Raw genomic sequence first — 16,257 nt, 5'->3', positions numbered from 1 at the left:
AGGAAACAAGGAGACAAAGGAATGATCAAAGCGAATCATTTGATTAAGGACTTCGGGCGGCGGCGCGCGGTTGACGACGTGTCGTTCGAGGTCGAGAAGGGAACCGTGCTGGGGTTCCTCGGGCCGAACGGCGCCGGGAAAACCACCACGATCCGCATGGTGGCGGGGTTTCTTCCGCCAAGCGCGGGCACGGTTCACGTCAAGGGCATCGATGTGGCGCAGAACCCGGTCGCGGCGCAGAAGAGCATTGGCTACATGCCGGAAACCACGCCGCTCTACGAGGACATGACGGTGTCGGGCTTCCTGCGCTTCCTCGCCGAGGTGCGCGGGTTCAACGGGGCGGAGCGCAACAGCCGCGTCGATTCCGCGCTCGACCGCTGCTTCCTGCAGCCGGTCAGGAACCAGAGCATCGACACGCTTTCGAAGGGCTACCGCCAGCGCACCTGCCTTGCGCAGACGCTGCTGCACGACCCCGACATCCTGCTGCTCGACGAGCCGACCGAAGGGCTCGACCCCAACCAGAAGCAGGTCGTGCGCGACATGATCCGCGAGATGGCTTCCGAGCGCGTCGTGATGCTTTCGACCCATGTGCTTGAAGAGGTCGAAGCCATCTGCACCCGCGCCATCATCGTCAGCAACGGCCGGGTGGTGGCCGACGACACGCCCGCCGCGCTCAAGGCGCGCAGTTCGCAATACAACGCCGTCACCCTTTCCGCCGAAGGGGAGGGCATTGCCGACAAGCTCGGCAAGCTGCCGAGCGTAAAGGAAGTCCATGCGTTGGAGGACGGCAAGATTGTCGCCTTCCCGAAGGCGGGCAAGTCCATCGCTTCCGACGTGCTCGCCGCGGCGCAGGCAAATAAATGGAAGGTCGCCGACATCAAGGTTGACGACGGCCGTCTCGACGAGGTCTTTCGCCAGATCACCACGACCGAAGATACGAAGAAGAAGGAGGTGGCGTAATGAACGAAGCAGCCCACCATATTCTGGCCGTAGGGAAGCGCGAGTGGCGCTCCTATTTCGATTCGCCGGTGGCCTATGTGTTCATCATCATTTTCCTGATGCTCGCGGGCTTCTTTACCTTCTCGCTCTCGCAGTTTTTCGAGGCGGGGCAGGCCGATCTCAACGGGTTCTTCCGTTGGCATCCGTGGCTCTACATGATCCTCGTTCCGGCGGTGGCGATGCGCCTCTGGGCGGAGGAGCGTCGCTCGGGCACGATCGAGTTGCTCTTCACCGTATCGGTCACGCCGCTGCAGGCGCTGCTGGGCAAGTTTTTCGCCGCCTGGCTCTTCATGGTGCTGGCGCTGGCGCTCACCTTCACGGTGCCGCTGACGGCGGCCTATCTCGGCGCGCCCGACTTCGGCGCGGCGATGTCGGGCTATCTCGGCAGCGTGCTGCTGGCCGGGGCATACATTGCCGTCGGCATGTTCACCTCGGCGCTGACGCGCAACCAGGTGATCAGCTTCATTCTCGCGGTGGTCATAGGCTTGTTCCTGATTCTTGCAGGCTATCCGCCGGTCACCGACCTGCTGGCGCGCTGGGCCCCGATGTGGCTTGTCGACGGCGTGGCATCGTTCAGTTTCATGCCGCACTACGAAGCACTGCAGCGCGGTGTGATCGACCTGCGCGACCTGGTCTACTTCGCCTCGGTGATGGTCTTCATGCTCTTCGCCACGCAGGTTGTGCTCAAAACCAAGGTAGGACGTTAGAGGGGACAGAAATGAAACACGAAGACTCAAAGAACACGAAGTTATAAATCTTAGCGGCCTTCATGCCTTAGTGTTTAAAATTAGGAATTTTTGAAATGAATCAGATAAAGAAAATGACTGGCTTGGCGGGCGTGCTGCTTCTGCTGGGCATATTGATCGCCTTCAATGCGGTGATCCGACCGATGAGGCTGCGCGCCGACGTGACGCAGGACAAGCTCTACACGCTCTCCGGCGGCACTAAGCAGCTGCTTGGCGACCTCGACCGCGATGTGACGCTCAAGTTTTATTTCTCCAAGAGCAACGATCGCATCTCGGTTCCGCTGAAAAACTTTGCGGGGCGCGTGCGCGACCTGCTTAAGGAATACGAGTCGCGCTCCGGCGGCGGCTTGGTGGTCGAAGAGTACGACCCGAAACCGGATTCCGACGAGGAAGAATGGGCGCAGCGCTATGGCCTGCAGGGGCAGTCGGTCGATCTCTTCGGCGCCGGCGGCGATCTCTATTTCGGCATCGTGGCCGTCTCTGGAAACCGCGAAGCCGTGATCCCGATGCTGGCCGAAAGTGCCGAGCCGCGGCTCGAATACCTGCTGACCCGCATGATATCCGAAGTGGCATCCGAAAAGACGGCAAAGGTCGGCATCATGAGTGCGCTGCCGGTGAACGGCTCCATGCCGTCGAACCCCTACATGATGCAGCAGGGCAGTGGTTCGCACAAGTGGGCGGTGGTATCCGAGATCGAGCGGCAGTATGATGTCGAGGAAATCGATATGACCGCCACCAACATTGCGGCGGACATCGACACGCTCATCGTCATCCATCCGGCGGACATTTCCGACGACGCGCTCTACGCTCTCGACCAGTTTGTGTTGCGCGGCGGCCACCTGCTCGCCTTCACCGATCCGATGAGCCTTGCCGCCCAGGAGAGCGCGAATCCGCAGATGCAGCAATACGGCATGCCGCCGCCGCAAGACAGCTCCGACCTCAACAAGCTGACCGCCGTCTGGGGCTTGGAAATGCCGTCCGGGCAGCTCGCTGCCGACGAGGCCGCCGCCAGCCTGCTGCAGGCTGGGCAGGGGCGCGCCGAACGCAATGCCGCCTGGCTCTCGCTTCGCGACAAGAACATCAACCGCGACGATGTGGCCACCGGATCGCTCCGCGACCTGATGCTGCCGTTTGCCGGCGCCTTCACCGGCAGCGTTTCGAACGGCTTGGAAATGACCGAGATGCTCTACACCGAAGCCGACGGCTTCCTGGCCAGCACCGCCGCCGCGCGCTCCGGCAAGATCGATATCCCAGCATCGACGAAGCGGCTGCCGCTGGCCGTGCGTTTGCAGGGCACCTTCAAGACGGCGTTCCCGGACAAGCCGGATGGCTTGAAGGAAAGTGAAAAGCCGGGCGTCGTCATTCTTGTGGCCGACGTTGATATGCTGGCCGACCGCTTCTGCATGCAGAACATCAACCTGCTTGGCCAGACGATGCAGCAGCCGCGCAACGAGAACCTGAGCTTCGCGCTCAATATGGTCGAGCAGCTTTGCGGCAGCGAAACGTTGATCGGCCTGCGTAGTCGCAATTCCTTCGACCGCCCGTTCGACCGCGTGATCGAACTCGAAAAGCAGGCGGCCTTCAAGTGGCAGGCCGAAGAGCAGCGGCTGAACGAAAAGCTGCAGGCTACGCAGCAGCGGCTCGCCGCGCTCCAGCAGACGAAGGGCACCGGCCAGCAGCTGATGCTTTCGGCCGAGCAGCAGGCGGAGGTCAAGAAGTTCCGTGAGGAGACCTTCCATACCCAGCAGTCGCTCAAGGAGGTTCGCAAAAACCTGCGGAGCGATATCGAATCGCTCGGTGTCCACATGAAGGCGTTAAACATTGTCGCTATTCCGCTGCTCATTGCCTTGTTCGGCATCGGTCGGGGAATCTGGATCCGCAAGACACGTTAACCGGAAGGAGCAGTTTACAATGAATGGGAAAAAAATTATTGGAATGGGGGCTGCCTTGGTGGTGCTAGTGTTGATCGCGGCCATGCAGCAGCGCGGAAAGACCACCCGCCCGGGCAAGGGCGGCAAGGATGCAACATTGCTGGCGGGCATCGACCTCAACGCCATGACGGCGCTCGATGTGACGGTGGGCTCCAACCGTGTTGCGCTGGTGAAGAAGGATGGAAAATGGGGCGTCGGTTCGCTCTATGGCTATCCGGTCGATTTCGACAAGCTGGCGGATGCAATGCGCAAAGCGGCGGAGATCAAGCTGGGCCAGCCGATTCGCGCCGGCAACGTGGAGGCCTCTGAGTTCGGGCTGGGGGAAAAGGCTAAAAAGATGGTGTTGAAAGCCGGTGGCAAAACCGTGGCCGCGCTGGACGTCGGCGCGCGCCGCGAAGCGTCCGAGACCGCAGGCTGGGCCAGTCAGCACTTTGTGAAGAAGGACGATGGCGCGGCGATCTACCTGGTCGACTACGACTTCCGCCCCTTCTCTGAAAAGCCGGAGGACTGGATTAAACAGCAGCTTCTCAACGTGCGCTCTGCCGACATCGTTTCCGTCAAGGCCGGCGATGTGGAGCTGAAGGCGGATGGCGCGGACTGGAAACTGGCCGACCTCGACGAGGCAACCGAAGAGTTCGAATCAACGGAAGCCAACAAGCTTCGGATGGCTTTGCAATATCTCAACTGCAAGACCGTTGCCGATCCGGCGAAGACCGACGCGGAACTCGGCTTTGCGAACGCGGTGGCCTACACCGCGCAGACCAAAGATGGCTTCACCTACATCGCCACCTTGGGCGGTGAGCCCGATGGGGATCGTTATGCCCGTTTTGCTGTAGCCTACACCAAACCCGCCGCCCCGGTCGCACCCGGTGCGGACGCCGACCAGGAAAAGAAGGATGCCTTCCAGAAGCGGCAGGATGCATTCAATAAAACTTGTGCGGCCAATGAAAAGACAGTCGCCGACCTTAACGGAACGCTGTCCGGATGGACATATGTGATCACCTCCAGCGATGCCACCGATTTCCTGATTGGCCGGGATAAGCTGGTGAAGGAAAAAGAAAAAATCATCAAGGAAGAAGGCGATAAGTAAGAACCCAAGCAGGCTGCCATTCCCCCCTGGCAGCCTTCCCTCCGACCGCCTCCGGCATTTTGCCGGGGGCGGGATTTAAACCCGCTGGCAAAGGAATTATAATATGAAAAAAATGAATAGTGTAGTGATGGGCGCGGTTCTTGGGCTGGCTTTGGTGGCCGGTGCTGCAGAGTCGGCAAAGACCGATGTGCTCAGGGAAACGGGAAGCGCTTTTGCGCAGATTGCCAAGCAGGCGCTGCCTGCCGTGGTGTTCGTCGATGTGGAGACCACGGTTGAGGTGCCTCAATATGGCTACCGCTACCAACCCTTCCAGGATTCCTTGGGGCGGCGCGGCCAACTGGCCATCCCGCAGGAACTCGAACCGAAGAAATACAGCCAGGAAGGGCAAGGCTCCGGGTTTATCATTTCCAAGGACGGTTATATTCTGACCAACAACCACGTCGTGAAGGATGCTGATCGCATCACGGTCACCTTGGGCGACGAGCGCAAGTTTTCCGCCAAGGTAATCGGCAGCGACCCGAAGACCGAGGTGGCGCTGATCAAGATCGACGATCCCCACGAGCTTCCCTATCTCGAACTCGGAAATTCAGATGAACTCGAGGTGGGGGAATGGGTGCTGGCGGCGGGCAATCCGTTCGGCCTTTCCCAGACCCTGACGGCCGGCATCGTGAGCGCCAAGGGGCGCAGCGAGGTGGGCATCGCCGAATACGGCAACTTTATCCAAACCGACGCCGCCATCAACCCGGGCAACTCCGGCGGCCCATTGCTCAATGTCGACGGCGAAGTGGTTGGCATCAACACCGCCATCTACACTCGCACCGGCGGCTACATGGGCATCGGTTTCGCCATCCCAATCAACCAGGCGATCCAGATCAAGGACCAGCTCGTCAAGCATGGGAAGATTTCGCGCAGCGTGCTCGGCATCTATATCCAGGATGTGGACGAGGAGCTGGCCAAGAGCTTCGGGCTGGAAGAAAAGGGCGGCATCCTGATCTCCGATGTGGTCGAGGATTCGGCCGCCGAAGAGGCCCGCCTGGAGGAAGGCGATATCATCGTCGAGATGGATGGAAAGAAGGTGGGCAAAGTCGCTGCATTCCGCAACCGGGTCGCATCCACCCCGCCGGATTCCACGCTGAAACTCAAGGTGTTCCGCAATGGGAAATACAAGAAGATTTCCGCCATTACGAAGGAGATGGAAGGCGGCGGCGTTGTGGCCGACTCCGGCCTGCTGGAAAAGATCGGGCTTTCCGTCGATGCTCTCGACGGCGATGCTGCACGTCAGCTCGGCTGCGGAGGGGAGCAGGGCGTGCTGGTTGCGGAAGTGGGGCAGGACAGTCCCGCCTGGCGCGCCGGACTGAAGCCCGGACAGATTATCGCCAGCATCGACCGCAAGCCGATTGGAAATGTTGAAGAATTCATGCAGGCGCTTTCCGAAGTTGAAGATGGAAGAGTCCTGTTCCTGGTTGCCGATGGGCGCGGCTCCCGGTTCGTTGTAGTGTCCATCGAGTAGCAAGTGGATGGATCGTCGAAAGGCCTCGCTTCTCGCGAGGCTTTTTTTTATATTCCATGGCTATGAAACGAATTGGAATCAGTATTGGCGACATTAACGGCATTGGACCAGAAGTCGCGCTCAAGGCCGTGGCTGAAAGCAAGTGGTCGGATAATGTAGAGTTTATGCTTCATGGTCCGGTGACGGAAATGAAGCGGCAGATGCGAGCGCTCAAACTGGAGATGCCCGAACATGTGTATTATCGCGATGTCGGCATCGATGTGGCTTGGAATCCCGGGAAGATAGACGCCGATGTTTCGCGGGCTGCGGATTTGGCGATTCGGCAGGTTGTGGCAGGTTGCATGAGCGGGAGTTTGGATGCCATGGTCACTGCGCCGATCTGTAAAGAGGGGTTTCATAAGGCGGGCATTGATGTGCCGGGCCATACTGAATTGTTGGCGGAGCTCACCGGAGCGGAAACCTTTGGCATGATGCTTATCGGCGGCGGCCTGCGCGTGATGCTCGCGACACGGCACGTTCCGCTTTCAGAGGTTCCCAAAAGTTTAACGCAGCAAAACATTTGCGAAGCCATCGAGCTGACGGGCCAAGCGCTCAAGCTGTTTGGCTTGGAGGACGGAAAGATTGGAGTTTGCGGCCTTAACCCGCACGCGGGCGACGGCGGTGTAATTGGCAACGAAGAGATAGAGCTGATTAATCCGGCTATCATCGCCTCGCGGGAAAAGGGCTTCAATGTCTCCGACGCCGTCCCGGCCGACACCATTTTTTATGAAGCGCTTCGAGGGGACTATGACGCCGTCGTGGCAATGTATCACGACCAAGGGCTGGCTCCGCTGAAAATGATCGGGTTCGACGAGGGCATCAACGTGACGCTCGGCTTGCCGATCATCCGCACCTCGCCCGACCACGGAACTGCCTTCGACATTGCCGGCAAAAACGAGGCCTCGCCCAGAAGCATGAAAAACGCCATCGACCTCGCCGTCGAAATGGCCGCAAAACCCAACCCCTGGAAATAGCAACCTAAACGCAAAGACACAAAGGCCGCTAAGAATCGCAGAGTTATCTGTTGTTGAAAGCTTTGCGGAACTCTGCGAACTTACCGTATTTGCGTTGAAATTTCTGAGATGAGCATGTCTGAAGAACCTAGATTAACGAGTCCGAAGGAAGTGCGGGCATTGCTGGAAACGCTTGGGCACCGGCCGAACAAGGGGCTGGGGCAGAACTATTTGATCGACGCCAATATTCTTGATATCATCGCCAACACGGCTGATATCCAACCCGATGAAAACGTTCTTGAAATCGGCCCCGGCCTCGGCGCGCTGACCGAGCGGATCATTCCCAAGGCGAAGTCCGTCACCTGCATCGAAAAAGATCCGACGATGGTGAAATACCTAAAGTCGCGTTTCTCTGATTTCACGCTCATAGAGTCCGATGCCCTCGACGTCGATTTGGATGCGCTTTTTGCCGGCGGCATCGCCAAGGTGGCGGCCAACCTGCCCTATTCGGTGGCGAGCCGGCTGATGGTTGATATTTCCGAGTGCGGACATCGCCCGGAGCTGATGTCGCTCACGATCCAGAAGGAAGTGGCCGATCGCCTATGCGCTCCGGCGGGCGACAAGCACTATGGCCTGTTGAGCGTTTTGACCGGCGTATTCTATGTAAACAAGTTGGTTAAAAAAATCAGCCCGACCTGCTTCTTGCCTCCGCCTAAGGTGTGGTCGGCCGTGGTCAGGATGGAGCGGCGCGATGTTCCAATTGTTGGAAACGATGAATACCCAATGTTCAAGCAACTGGTGAAGAGTTGCTTTACGCAACGCCGGAAGCAAATCGGAACCATCCTCAAAAAAAGGGGCATCTCGCCGGTCGATGACATCCTCTTCGATGCTGGAATCGACCACGCCGAGCGCCCGGAGCGGATCGAGATCGAGCGCTGGGCCGAGCTGGCGCGGGTTTTGTCCTAGTCAATCGGGTGATTCCCTATCCATGATAGTATCATATGATTCTATATTGACTGAATAGGGTCATATGATACTATCGCTCACATGAAGTGGAAACCAACAGAGCTGGTGCTTTCTACGGACAGCATCAAGAAACTCGCCGAAGTTGAGCAGTTAATTGGAAAAGTGGAGGGGGTGCAACTTTCCCGTCCAGTTCCCAAGTTGCGGCAGAAGAACCGTGCAAAATTGATTCGCGGCTCAACGGGCATTGAGGGGAACAGCTGCTCCGTCGCGCAGGTTGAGGCAATCGCATCCGGTCAGCCGGTTGCCCTTTCCAAAAAAGAGCAATTAGAGATCCGCAATGCCCTTGAGGCTTACGATGCACTCCCGTCGCTTGATCCGTTTTCGGTCGATTCACTATTGGATGCCCACCGGATGCTGATGGGGAACGGCTTACTGCTTGTTCCCGGAAGATTCCGGCAGGGGCCGGTTGAGGTCTATGTAACGGAAACAAAAACACGGAGCATGCCGGCATGGGAAACCGTGGGGCCGTCGATGGAGGAGCTCTTTGGTTATCTCAAAGACGGCAAAGACCTGATGCTGATCAAATCGATCTGCTTCCATTTTGAGTTTGTGAGCATCCATCCTTTTGCTGATGGAAACGGCCGGGTGGCCCGCCTTTGGCAGACGCGGTTCTTGATGGAAGAGCATCCGGTTTTTGAATTCCTTGATGTCGAGTCGATGGTGTTTGAGCAGCGCGCAGCATATTACAGGCAGATTTGCAATGCACAGGACTGCGGCAATGTGGATTGCTTTGTGTTGTTTATGCTCGAGCAAATCAGGCAGTCGCTTTGCAGTCTGTGGGAGAATAGTGCACCCAGCCAGAATACCCATGCCGATCGGATTCCCATCGCGCATCAAGCCTTCGGAAAAGAGGTCTTTTCGCGAAAGGACTATTGCCGTCTGTTCAAAACGATTTCGCCGGCGACCGCCAGCCGGGACCTGTCGGCCGGCGTCGCCTCCGGGGCGCTGAAGCGGGCAGGGGACAAGCGCACGGCGGTTTATCGGTTTGTTGAACATGTTTCTTCGAAAGCTTGAAGTTTGGGGCAGGTGAAATCGCCGAGTCCGCCACATACGTACGCTTGGTAAAATTCGAATTTTATCCTGCTGCAGTTGCTAAAGCATCATGCACCCAAGCATTGAGGCTCTTGTGGTTCATTTTTGCCTGCATTGCTACTGCTTTATGGAGTTCTGGCTCAACTCGAACCATGAATTTACCTGAATATGGTTTTTCTGGCGATTCACCACGTTCTTTACAAAACTCAAGATAATCATCTACTGAGTCTTTGAGCGCTTCACGAAGCTCACCAACCGCTTCGCCTTGAAACGTGACAACATCTCTGAGATTGATGACTTCGCCATGAAAGAGGTTTGCCTCGTCATCAAATTCGACTTTTCCAATATATCCTTTGTATTCCATCATTTGATCACCTCTGCTTCTTTCAAAAATCTACGCATTGAGCTGACAGCGCCTTTATCCGTCACTCTTTTGGGATGGGGTCTGTGAAACACTGCTCGAATATCATTTAAATAAATCCTGACCCGAGATCCTCTGCCTTCGGTTATTTCCCCTCCCAAGGCAATGATGAGTGACTCAATATCCTTCCATGGAATATCAGAACGCTCTGGCTTCTCTATGATCTTTTCCAGTGTGCGTGTATGTTTCTTGTTCATCTCGCTCAGATGGTATCATAACGTGGTATCACGGCAAGTGTGGAGTTTAATTTTTCAATCAGAAGCGGACTGGAGAATTGAACCACCGGTACGCGTTTCCGTCTGCCATTTAAAACAGTTTCGCCGTTGACCCCATGAAGTTCATCCCATAGAGGGCGCCACACGAATTCGCCGATCTCATTAATGTCTCGAGCGGGAGGCATGGCTCGTATCCGCTCGATGAAATACGCTCTTGTGCTTTCATTCATTTTTCATGAGCCAATGTTCAACATGAGTCGTCACGGGGAATAAATGTTGCCTTCAAATCCGGGCGTTGTACCGGGTATGGTCAACCCGATGGTTGGCAAATTAATCGTTTTGTTTTGGTTGGGTTAATTTTTCTAACTCATCCGTAGAAAGGTATTCCGTCAAAGGGGTAATTTCTACCTCATCATGTTTCGGTTTGGTTTCTATGCCAAAGAGGTAGTGAAATCCTCCGAATGCAAATATGATGAAAATAAAGAATCCTCCAGCTAGACTGGCAATAATTGACATAATGAATGCTGCTTCAGGTAAGCTCTTCCTCTTCAGTAATCGAATGGCAAAGAAAGTTACTAATCCAATTAGGATGGTGCTAACAAGCATTCGAGAAACTTCACTCCGACCACCAGTGTCTGGACCTAGGATTAAGTGAAATAATCTCATAAACCCTATGTAGAGGGCAAATGCACCACCAATCCAGCCGAACAGTGCCAAAATGCCGGACAGCAATATTTTAAGGTCTTTATCCATATTATGGTGCCAACATATTATTGATCGGCAATTCTGCCTGCCATCCGAATATTGAATGGGTTTTCGGGCAAACTTGGTGGACCAGTTCGCTATTGCCTCCGACAGTTATCCGACGCTTCGCTCGTGGTTTTCAATCGTCAATGTCAGCGCGTCTGCTTGGGCTTTCGGCGGAAGCCGTTGCGGACGGCTAGAAACCAGACGATCCAGAGGGCTTCGGGTCCGGGGTCAGTCCTTGAATTTTAACATTTTCTGCTTCAGCGTCCATAACTCACCCTTGGTTGCGCTCTCCATTAATTTAATGTTTCTCGAAACACTGCTCGGATGCCCCATCGTTAACAAATCTGATATCCAACTATTTTTAACGCATGTATTTCGGCGGATTAACCAAGCAATTGCCATTTTTTTTGGCCTCTTTTGAATGTTAATATTCAAGGACTGACCTGAATGCCACTTCCTTAAGCTGCTTTGGCATTATATTTACTCCGATGCTTTATCTCGATCATTTCATGACGATGCAGTGTTAAAAGTTGATAGGGTTTGAGTCTTCTTTTAAGGCATCGCGGCTCACTCCTTCCGGGCCGAAAGGGAATTATATTGGTGCGGATCGAATCGAGCAGGTTTTCCCGTATCCGAAGGATTTCGGATGGGCAAAGCGCGGCTCGATTAAAGTATACTTCCGCCTGCCGGAGTGCTTGTAGTGCGCCTTTATAACTCAGCCGCATGGGGTCTTTTTCATGAGCGTGCGCGGTCTCATAGATCAAATGACGAATGGCATTGTAGGCGATGAAATACATGAGCAGTTCCTTCCGAATCATCGCGGGGGATTTGCAACGCAATATATCCATTTTCGTGGTTGTTTTTAGGTCGCGAAAAAAGAGTTCAACGCTCCATCTGCGATAGTAGAGGTCGGCGATACTCTTTGCTGAATAGATAAGCGGATCGAGTAGCGTAGTGATGATGTAAAAGCTTTTCACTCGGAATCCAGGCTGCTCAACATCGACTTTGATTTGACGCAATAGAAGCTCTTCGGGCAACTGGTTCCACTCGTCTTTCGGGAGGGGTGCCTTTTTATACCAAGCGGGCCTTTCCCAGCGAATCAGGAGATCATTGTTCGCCAACTTTTTGATGCAGGTCTGTTCCGTTTTCGGTATTCGACGCGCTAATGGAATGATACTGTCAACGCCCTTTTCTCGGAGCCGATCAACATCATAAAAACTACAGAACCCTTTGTCCCCCAGGAAAATATCCCCTTCCTTGAAAGTGCCTTCCTGCTGGCGAAGCAAGGGGAGTTCATGGTTTTTTTTATTTCCGACTGCATAGCTTAGAATTGCGCCCGTCGCGAGATCGAAACAGCCGAGCAGGCGCATTGTCGGGAAACCGCACCCTTTTTTTTGAGAGGAAATTTGAGGCCATTCGTCTTGATTTTCAGAGGTGTCAGGCATACTCAACCCCGTTCCATCAACAACAATAACGCGCCGGCCCGCGAGAGGCTGATCGTCGAGGTTAACATGAAACGACTCTGAGGTGTGTTTGAGGATTTCGACCAAATCCGTCTCCTCTAGTTTTTTTCGCGCCTTGCAGTAAGAACCCGTGGAAACGGACAGCGACTGATCACTATTGAAAGCGAGATATGTTTTCAGTTTTTTAACGACTTCAGCACAGCCCCCATCGGCATCAATAATCTGAGAAAAGAACGCCCAGAAAGTGGTTTCCTTGCTGAAAATACGGTGACGACTATGATGTCCCTTCACATTGTTTTTCAAAAAACATTCGGGAATGAAACGTCCGAAACAAGCTTTTAGACCCAGCAGTGATTTGTCTTTTTTATGCATCATTTCATCGGCCATTATTTGTGCCGTAGAGCGCGGTTTTTTACGGAGCGATTGAAGATGAAGTCCAGGCAGGAATGGTGTTGTATTATTCATGCAAGATACTTGCATTCTTCGTGATATATATCAAGATAATAGCATTGGTTTTTACCCTAAAACTGCGGTTTTATGTGTGTGATAGGAGCCCTTAAGGAAGTGCCATTCAGACCTGACCCTTGATTGGAAAGGGTAGGGCTCGCTACGGCCACCTCTGGCGGACCAGCTCAGATGGCTGGTTCGGCTAGCTATTGATTAATTGCTTGTTCAATGAATTCAACGATTTCAGAAACCTCGACAGTAAAAATCCTGCATCACCATTCAGGTGTGCATCCAGCCATGTTTCATATCCTTCATCAAAACCATCTAAATCTCCATTTTTCTGGCTCTTCACGGATGTGTTCACACTGACTTCAACTTATCCGATACGAGGCCTTGTAATGCACCTCAAAATAACTTACAATTCCTTTACTATGAAAAATAAAATATTCCCGAATGTATTTAAACTGTTGCTGCTGCTAAGCCTCGTTGCCTGCAGTACCGTTTCGGATAAGTCCGACCCTACTGACCCTGCGATGGGTGAAATGCTGGTGATCGGAGAGGCCGAATATCTCTACGTCAACGAAGCCGCATGCACCTATGATGCGCGGATCGATACAGGAGCCACCACCTGCTCCATTCACGCGGAGGACATCGCGCCATTCGAGCGTGATGATGAGCAATGGATCAAATTTACACTCGTTAATCCAGGCACAAAAGAACGCACTGAGATCACAGAGAAATTGGTGCGCGTTGTTACCATTAAACAGCATGAATCCGACTCGGTGAAACGTTATGTGGTCTTGCTAAAAGTCTTCATCGGGAGGCAAATGCGCACATTCGAATTCACACTTGCAGATCGGTCCGACTACAGTTACCCGCTGCTGGTGGGGCGCAATTTATTGCGCGGCCATGCGCTGGTTGATGTCAGCCAAAGCTATACATTGTCAAAGCCCGGAAAGCAAACCATCGAACAAAGCATGGCTAAATAATGAACGCTAAAGTCCAACTCCGCATTCTCATTGTCATCTTAATGGCAGTCGGCCTCGGCACTGCACTCATCAAACACTATCAGATCGGCTATCCGCTGATTCCGAAACAACAAATTCCCATCTGGACCATCGAGGCCAAAGTTAATTTCTTCGCCACTGGCGATCCGGTGAAAGTAAAATTCGCAGTACCTGGCGAGCAAAATAATTTCGGCATTCTGGAAGAGGCGGGCTCTTCGCACGATTACGGCTTCATCCCCGCGGGCGACTTGAGCGGCAGCGACGGATTTTATCGCTATGTGACCTGGTCGATAAGCGAAGCCACAGGCTTGCAAGAGCTCTATTACCGCGTCGATATATATCAGAAAAAGAATTTCGAATTGCTCGACTTGGAGTCGCCTCCACTCAATCCCAGCAAAAAATATGAAGAGGACCCACTGGCAATTGCGGCAGAGGAACTTGTTAAGTCAGCCCAATACCATTCGGCCGATGCCGTCACCTACGTAGGCCAGGTCATTCAACTGCTGAACAATGAAGCAGATCAGAACGTGCAGACCCTGCTCAGCGCAACCCGTACTGATCTCGACCGCACAAGACTACTCAACACGCTGATTATAAAGGGCGGCTATGAATCACACCTGATTCGCGCACTCTTACTCGCGGAAACCAGCACCAAACAAGCACTGCAACCAATGGTTGTCCTGATCGAGGATGGTCAGCGCTACCTATTCAACTGGGGCACCCCGCAACCGCAGCAACAAATGAATCTCCTCGCCTGGCAGCGTGGCGGACCTTCATTGATCGAGATTGAGGGCGGCAGGAATGCCACGGTCGAGTTTTCCGTCATTAAGCAAGCGCTCCCGGCGAGCTTCGTGCTTGAACAAGCCTCTCGTCAACGCGAAAAAAAACTGATGGATTTCTCGCTCACCTCGCTGTCCGTCGAGCAACAAGACTCCTATCGTCTGCTGTTAACCATTCCATTTGGTGCCTTGATTGTGGTGATTTTGCGGAACATCATCGGCATCCGCACCACCGGTACGTTCATGCCCATACTGCTTGCCATGGCCTTCCTGCGCACGAATCTCGGGCCGGGTATACTGCTCTTCATTATTGTGGTCAGCGCGGGTCTCACGGTGCGGGCCTATCTCACCAAACTGGATTTGCTCTTAGTGCCACGTATCTCAGCCGTCGTGGTGGTGGTGATCGGCATCATGGTCAGCTTCGGGATCTTCGGCAGCAAGTTCGACCTCGACATTCTGCGATCCGTCACGCTATTCCCGACCATTATTCTGGCATGGACGGTGGAGCGCCTTTCGGTGCTGTGGGAAGAGGATGGACCCAAAGAGGTGGGGATTCAAACACTCGGCAGCTTAACCGTCGCCATATTAGCTTACCTCGCGATGGGGAATCCGATATTGCGCTATCAGGTCTTCATTTTTCCTGAGTTAATCCTCGTTGCCCTCGCGATCATCCTCGCACTCGGTCAATACTCCGGCTACCGCCTGTCGGAGCTGTTGCGCTTTGCACCGCTGGTCAAAACCAATCAAGAGGATGGCAAGTGATCGGGAAGCTGCAATGGTGCCGCCCAGGTGAGTTGCATCGTTTGGGCATCATCGGCATGAATCGGCGTAACGGTGAATATATCGCGCGTTACAATCCGCGTGCTTTGTATCCGCGAGTCGATGACAAGCTAGCCACCAAAGTACTCGCCAACGAGTTTCACCTGAAGGTACCTGAGCTTTACGGCGTGGTTCAGTATCAACATGAGATCAAACAACTCGGCAAAACACTCGAAGGGCGCACCAGCTTTGTCATTAAACCCAGCCAAGGCAGCGCCGGGAAAGGCATTCTCGTCATCCTCGACCGGGAAGGTGATTACTTTCTCAAACCCAGCGGCGAGAAGCTGACCCTGCACGATTTGCAGCGGCACATCAGCAATACCTTGAGCGGTCTCTATAGTCTCGGCGGTCGCAACGATAAAGCCATGATCGAATATGCAATCGAGTTTAGCGATGCATTCGAAGGCTTCTCCTATCAGGGAGTCCCCGATATACGTGTTGTCATCTTCCAAGGCTATCCCGTCATGGCAATGATGCGACTCTCCACCCAGGCCTCCGATGGCAAGGCTAACTTACACCAGGGTGCTGTGGGCGTCGGCATCGATCTCGTCACGGGCAAAGCCCGCAGTGCGGTACAACACGGTCGCCCGATCGAGCAGCACCCCGACACCGGACGACGGTTGCAGGAACTCGTCGTGCCGCAATGGGATGAGCTCATTCTGCTCGCTTCGAAATGTTATGAAATGACGGAGATGGGTTATCTGGGTGCCGATATCGTGCTCGATGAAAAACTGGGGCCATTGATCCTCGAGCTTAATGCCAGACCGGGCCTTGCAATCCAGGTCGCCAACAATGCGGGCCTGCTCCCTCGCTTGAAAGCAGTAAAACAACTGAGCCGCAGCGAACGGATTCTCTCGCAACCGCTGGACCGCGTTCGCTTCGCCCAAAAACATTTCATCTAATTTGACATGCAAAAAAACCTCTCTTAACTTTTTCTTTCGCGGCTCTCAGTAAAAAAGGGGTCACCCATTAGAGGTTCCGGTCAAACAATAAAATAAAACACTGTCATCCCATAGAGGACGCTAACGGA

The 16,257-nt window shown here is 54.1% G+C and carries 15 protein-coding genes; 11 read left to right on the top strand and 4 right to left on the bottom strand.

What is annotated here, in order from left to right; translation table 11 throughout:
• Window positions 1-21 precede the first annotated feature (21 nt).
• The 8 genes from SCARR_RS11125 to SCARR_RS11090 all read left to right on the top strand — a co-directional run bounded on the left by SCARR_RS11125 (window position 22) and on the right by SCARR_RS11090 (window position 9,308).
• Window positions 22-960, top strand: a complete 939-nt coding sequence (locus SCARR_RS11125) for an ABC transporter ATP-binding protein (RefSeq protein ID WP_136061652.1) — start codon at window positions 22-24, stop codon at window positions 958-960.
• Entirely contained in the window at window positions 960-1,706 is a 747-nt protein-coding gene (locus SCARR_RS11120; RefSeq protein WP_136061651.1) for an ABC transporter permease, read from the top strand. The genes SCARR_RS11125 and SCARR_RS11120 overlap by 1 nt, the downstream gene beginning before the upstream one ends.
• A gap of 95 nt (window positions 1,707-1,801) precedes the next feature.
• Window positions 1,802-3,637 (top strand): Gldg family protein, encoded by a 1,836-nt coding sequence (locus SCARR_RS11115; RefSeq protein ID WP_136061650.1) that lies wholly within the window; start codon window positions 1,802-1,804, stop codon window positions 3,635-3,637.
• 19 nt (window positions 3,638-3,656) lie between these two features.
• Complete coding sequence (locus SCARR_RS11110; RefSeq protein WP_136061649.1) at window positions 3,657-4,766, top strand: DUF4340 domain-containing protein; 1,110 nt, start codon at window positions 3,657-3,659, stop codon at window positions 4,764-4,766.
• Between the two features lie 103 nt (window positions 4,767-4,869).
• Complete coding sequence (locus SCARR_RS11105; RefSeq protein WP_136061648.1) at window positions 4,870-6,276, top strand: DegQ family serine endoprotease; 1,407 nt, start codon at window positions 4,870-4,872, stop codon at window positions 6,274-6,276.
• A gap of 56 nt (window positions 6,277-6,332) precedes the next feature.
• On the top strand, window positions 6,333-7,289 hold the full coding sequence (pdxA, locus tag SCARR_RS11100) for a 4-hydroxythreonine-4-phosphate dehydrogenase PdxA (protein ID WP_136061647.1): 957 nt from the start codon (window positions 6,333-6,335) through the stop codon (window positions 7,287-7,289).
• Between the two features lie 114 nt (window positions 7,290-7,403).
• Window positions 7,404-8,234, top strand: a complete 831-nt coding sequence (rsmA, locus tag SCARR_RS11095) for a 16S rRNA (adenine(1518)-N(6)/adenine(1519)-N(6))-dimethyltransferase RsmA (protein WP_168433241.1) — start codon at window positions 7,404-7,406, stop codon at window positions 8,232-8,234.
• Between the two features lie 81 nt (window positions 8,235-8,315).
• Window positions 8,316-9,308, top strand: coding sequence for a Fic family protein (locus SCARR_RS11090; protein WP_136061645.1), 993 nt, complete (start codon window positions 8,316-8,318; stop codon window positions 9,306-9,308).
• 61 nt (window positions 9,309-9,369) lie between these two features.
• Here the strand turns inward: SCARR_RS11090 and SCARR_RS11085 are convergent, their stop codons facing one another.
• From SCARR_RS11085 to SCARR_RS11070, 4 genes are all read right to left on the bottom strand, one after another.
• Window positions 9,370-9,693, bottom strand: coding sequence for a type II toxin-antitoxin system HicB family antitoxin (locus tag SCARR_RS11085; RefSeq protein ID WP_136061644.1), 324 nt, complete (start codon window positions 9,691-9,693; stop codon window positions 9,370-9,372).
• The gene (locus SCARR_RS11080) at window positions 9,690-9,944 is read right to left on the bottom strand and encodes a type II toxin-antitoxin system HicA family toxin (RefSeq protein WP_136061643.1); all 255 of its coding nucleotides are present in this window, start codon (window positions 9,942-9,944) and stop codon (window positions 9,690-9,692) included. The genes SCARR_RS11085 and SCARR_RS11080 overlap by 4 nt, the downstream gene beginning before the upstream one ends.
• Before the next feature lie 348 nt (window positions 9,945-10,292).
• On the bottom strand, window positions 10,293-10,715 hold the full coding sequence (locus SCARR_RS11075; RefSeq protein WP_136061642.1) for a hypothetical protein: 423 nt from the start codon (window positions 10,713-10,715) through the stop codon (window positions 10,293-10,295).
• A 455-nt stretch (window positions 10,716-11,170) separates the two neighbouring features.
• Window positions 11,171-12,640: an IS4 family transposase gene (locus SCARR_RS11070; RefSeq protein ID WP_136061451.1), complete on the bottom strand. Its 1,470-nt coding sequence runs from the start codon at window positions 12,638-12,640 to the stop codon at window positions 11,171-11,173.
• Between the two features lie 413 nt (window positions 12,641-13,053).
• Between SCARR_RS11070 and SCARR_RS11065 the strand changes: the two genes are divergently transcribed.
• From SCARR_RS11065 to SCARR_RS11055, 3 genes are read left to right on the top strand one after another with little or no spacing between them, the layout of a single operon-like run.
• Window positions 13,054-13,611 (top strand): ATP-dependent zinc protease family protein, encoded by a 558-nt coding sequence (locus SCARR_RS11065; RefSeq protein WP_168433240.1) that lies wholly within the window; start codon window positions 13,054-13,056, stop codon window positions 13,609-13,611.
• Window positions 13,611-15,170 (top strand): inactive transglutaminase family protein, encoded by a 1,560-nt coding sequence (locus SCARR_RS11060; RefSeq protein ID WP_136061640.1) that lies wholly within the window; start codon window positions 13,611-13,613, stop codon window positions 15,168-15,170. Before SCARR_RS11065 ends, SCARR_RS11060 begins: the two co-directional genes overlap by 1 nt.
• Window positions 15,167-16,129 (top strand): alpha-L-glutamate ligase-like protein, encoded by a 963-nt coding sequence (locus tag SCARR_RS11055; RefSeq protein ID WP_136061639.1) that lies wholly within the window; start codon window positions 15,167-15,169, stop codon window positions 16,127-16,129. The genes SCARR_RS11060 and SCARR_RS11055 overlap by 4 nt, the downstream gene beginning before the upstream one ends.
• The last annotated feature ends 128 nt before the right edge of the window (window positions 16,130-16,257 follow it).

It is taken from the genome of Pontiella sulfatireligans (genome assembly GCF_900890705.1).
Taxonomy (GTDB): Bacteria; Verrucomicrobiota; Kiritimatiellia; order Kiritimatiellales; family Pontiellaceae; genus Pontiella; species Pontiella sulfatireligans.
The sequence above is the reverse complement of the archived record's forward strand: the minus strand, read 5'-3'. Positions and strand labels throughout refer to the sequence as shown.

What these genes read in the sequence shown, in the direction of transcription:
- SCARR_RS11115 (WP_136061650.1), top strand. Translation starts at nt 1,802, where the DNA reads ATGAATCAGATAAAGAAAATGACTGGCTTGGCGGGCGTGCTGCTTCTG.
- SCARR_RS11085 (WP_136061644.1), bottom strand. Translation starts at nt 9,693, where the DNA reads ATGATGGAATACAAAGGATATATTGGAAAAGTCGAATTTGATGACGAG.
- rsmA (WP_168433241.1), top strand. Translation starts at nt 7,404, where the DNA reads ATGTCTGAAGAACCTAGATTAACGAGTCCGAAGGAAGTGCGGGCATTG.
- SCARR_RS11105 (WP_136061648.1), top strand. Translation starts at nt 4,870, where the DNA reads ATGAAAAAAATGAATAGTGTAGTGATGGGCGCGGTTCTTGGGCTGGCT.
- SCARR_RS11120 (WP_136061651.1), top strand. Translation starts at nt 960, where the DNA reads ATGAACGAAGCAGCCCACCATATTCTGGCCGTAGGGAAGCGCGAGTGG.
- SCARR_RS11065 (WP_168433240.1), top strand. Translation starts at nt 13,054, where the DNA reads ATGAAAAATAAAATATTCCCGAATGTATTTAAACTGTTGCTGCTGCTA.
- pdxA (WP_136061647.1), top strand. Translation starts at nt 6,333, where the DNA reads ATGGCTATGAAACGAATTGGAATCAGTATTGGCGACATTAACGGCATT.
- SCARR_RS11090 (WP_136061645.1), top strand. Translation starts at nt 8,316, where the DNA reads ATGAAGTGGAAACCAACAGAGCTGGTGCTTTCTACGGACAGCATCAAG.
- SCARR_RS11060 (WP_136061640.1), top strand. Translation starts at nt 13,611, where the DNA reads ATGAACGCTAAAGTCCAACTCCGCATTCTCATTGTCATCTTAATGGCA.
- SCARR_RS11125 (WP_136061652.1), top strand. Translation starts at nt 22, where the DNA reads ATGATCAAAGCGAATCATTTGATTAAGGACTTCGGGCGGCGGCGCGCG.
- SCARR_RS11075 (WP_136061642.1), bottom strand. Translation starts at nt 10,715, where the DNA reads ATGGATAAAGACCTTAAAATATTGCTGTCCGGCATTTTGGCACTGTTC.
- SCARR_RS11080 (WP_136061643.1), bottom strand. Translation starts at nt 9,944, where the DNA reads ATGAACAAGAAACATACACGCACACTGGAAAAGATCATAGAGAAGCCA.
- SCARR_RS11110 (WP_136061649.1), top strand. Translation starts at nt 3,657, where the DNA reads ATGAATGGGAAAAAAATTATTGGAATGGGGGCTGCCTTGGTGGTGCTA.
- SCARR_RS11070 (WP_136061451.1), bottom strand. Translation starts at nt 12,640, where the DNA reads ATGAATAATACAACACCATTCCTGCCTGGACTTCATCTTCAATCGCTC.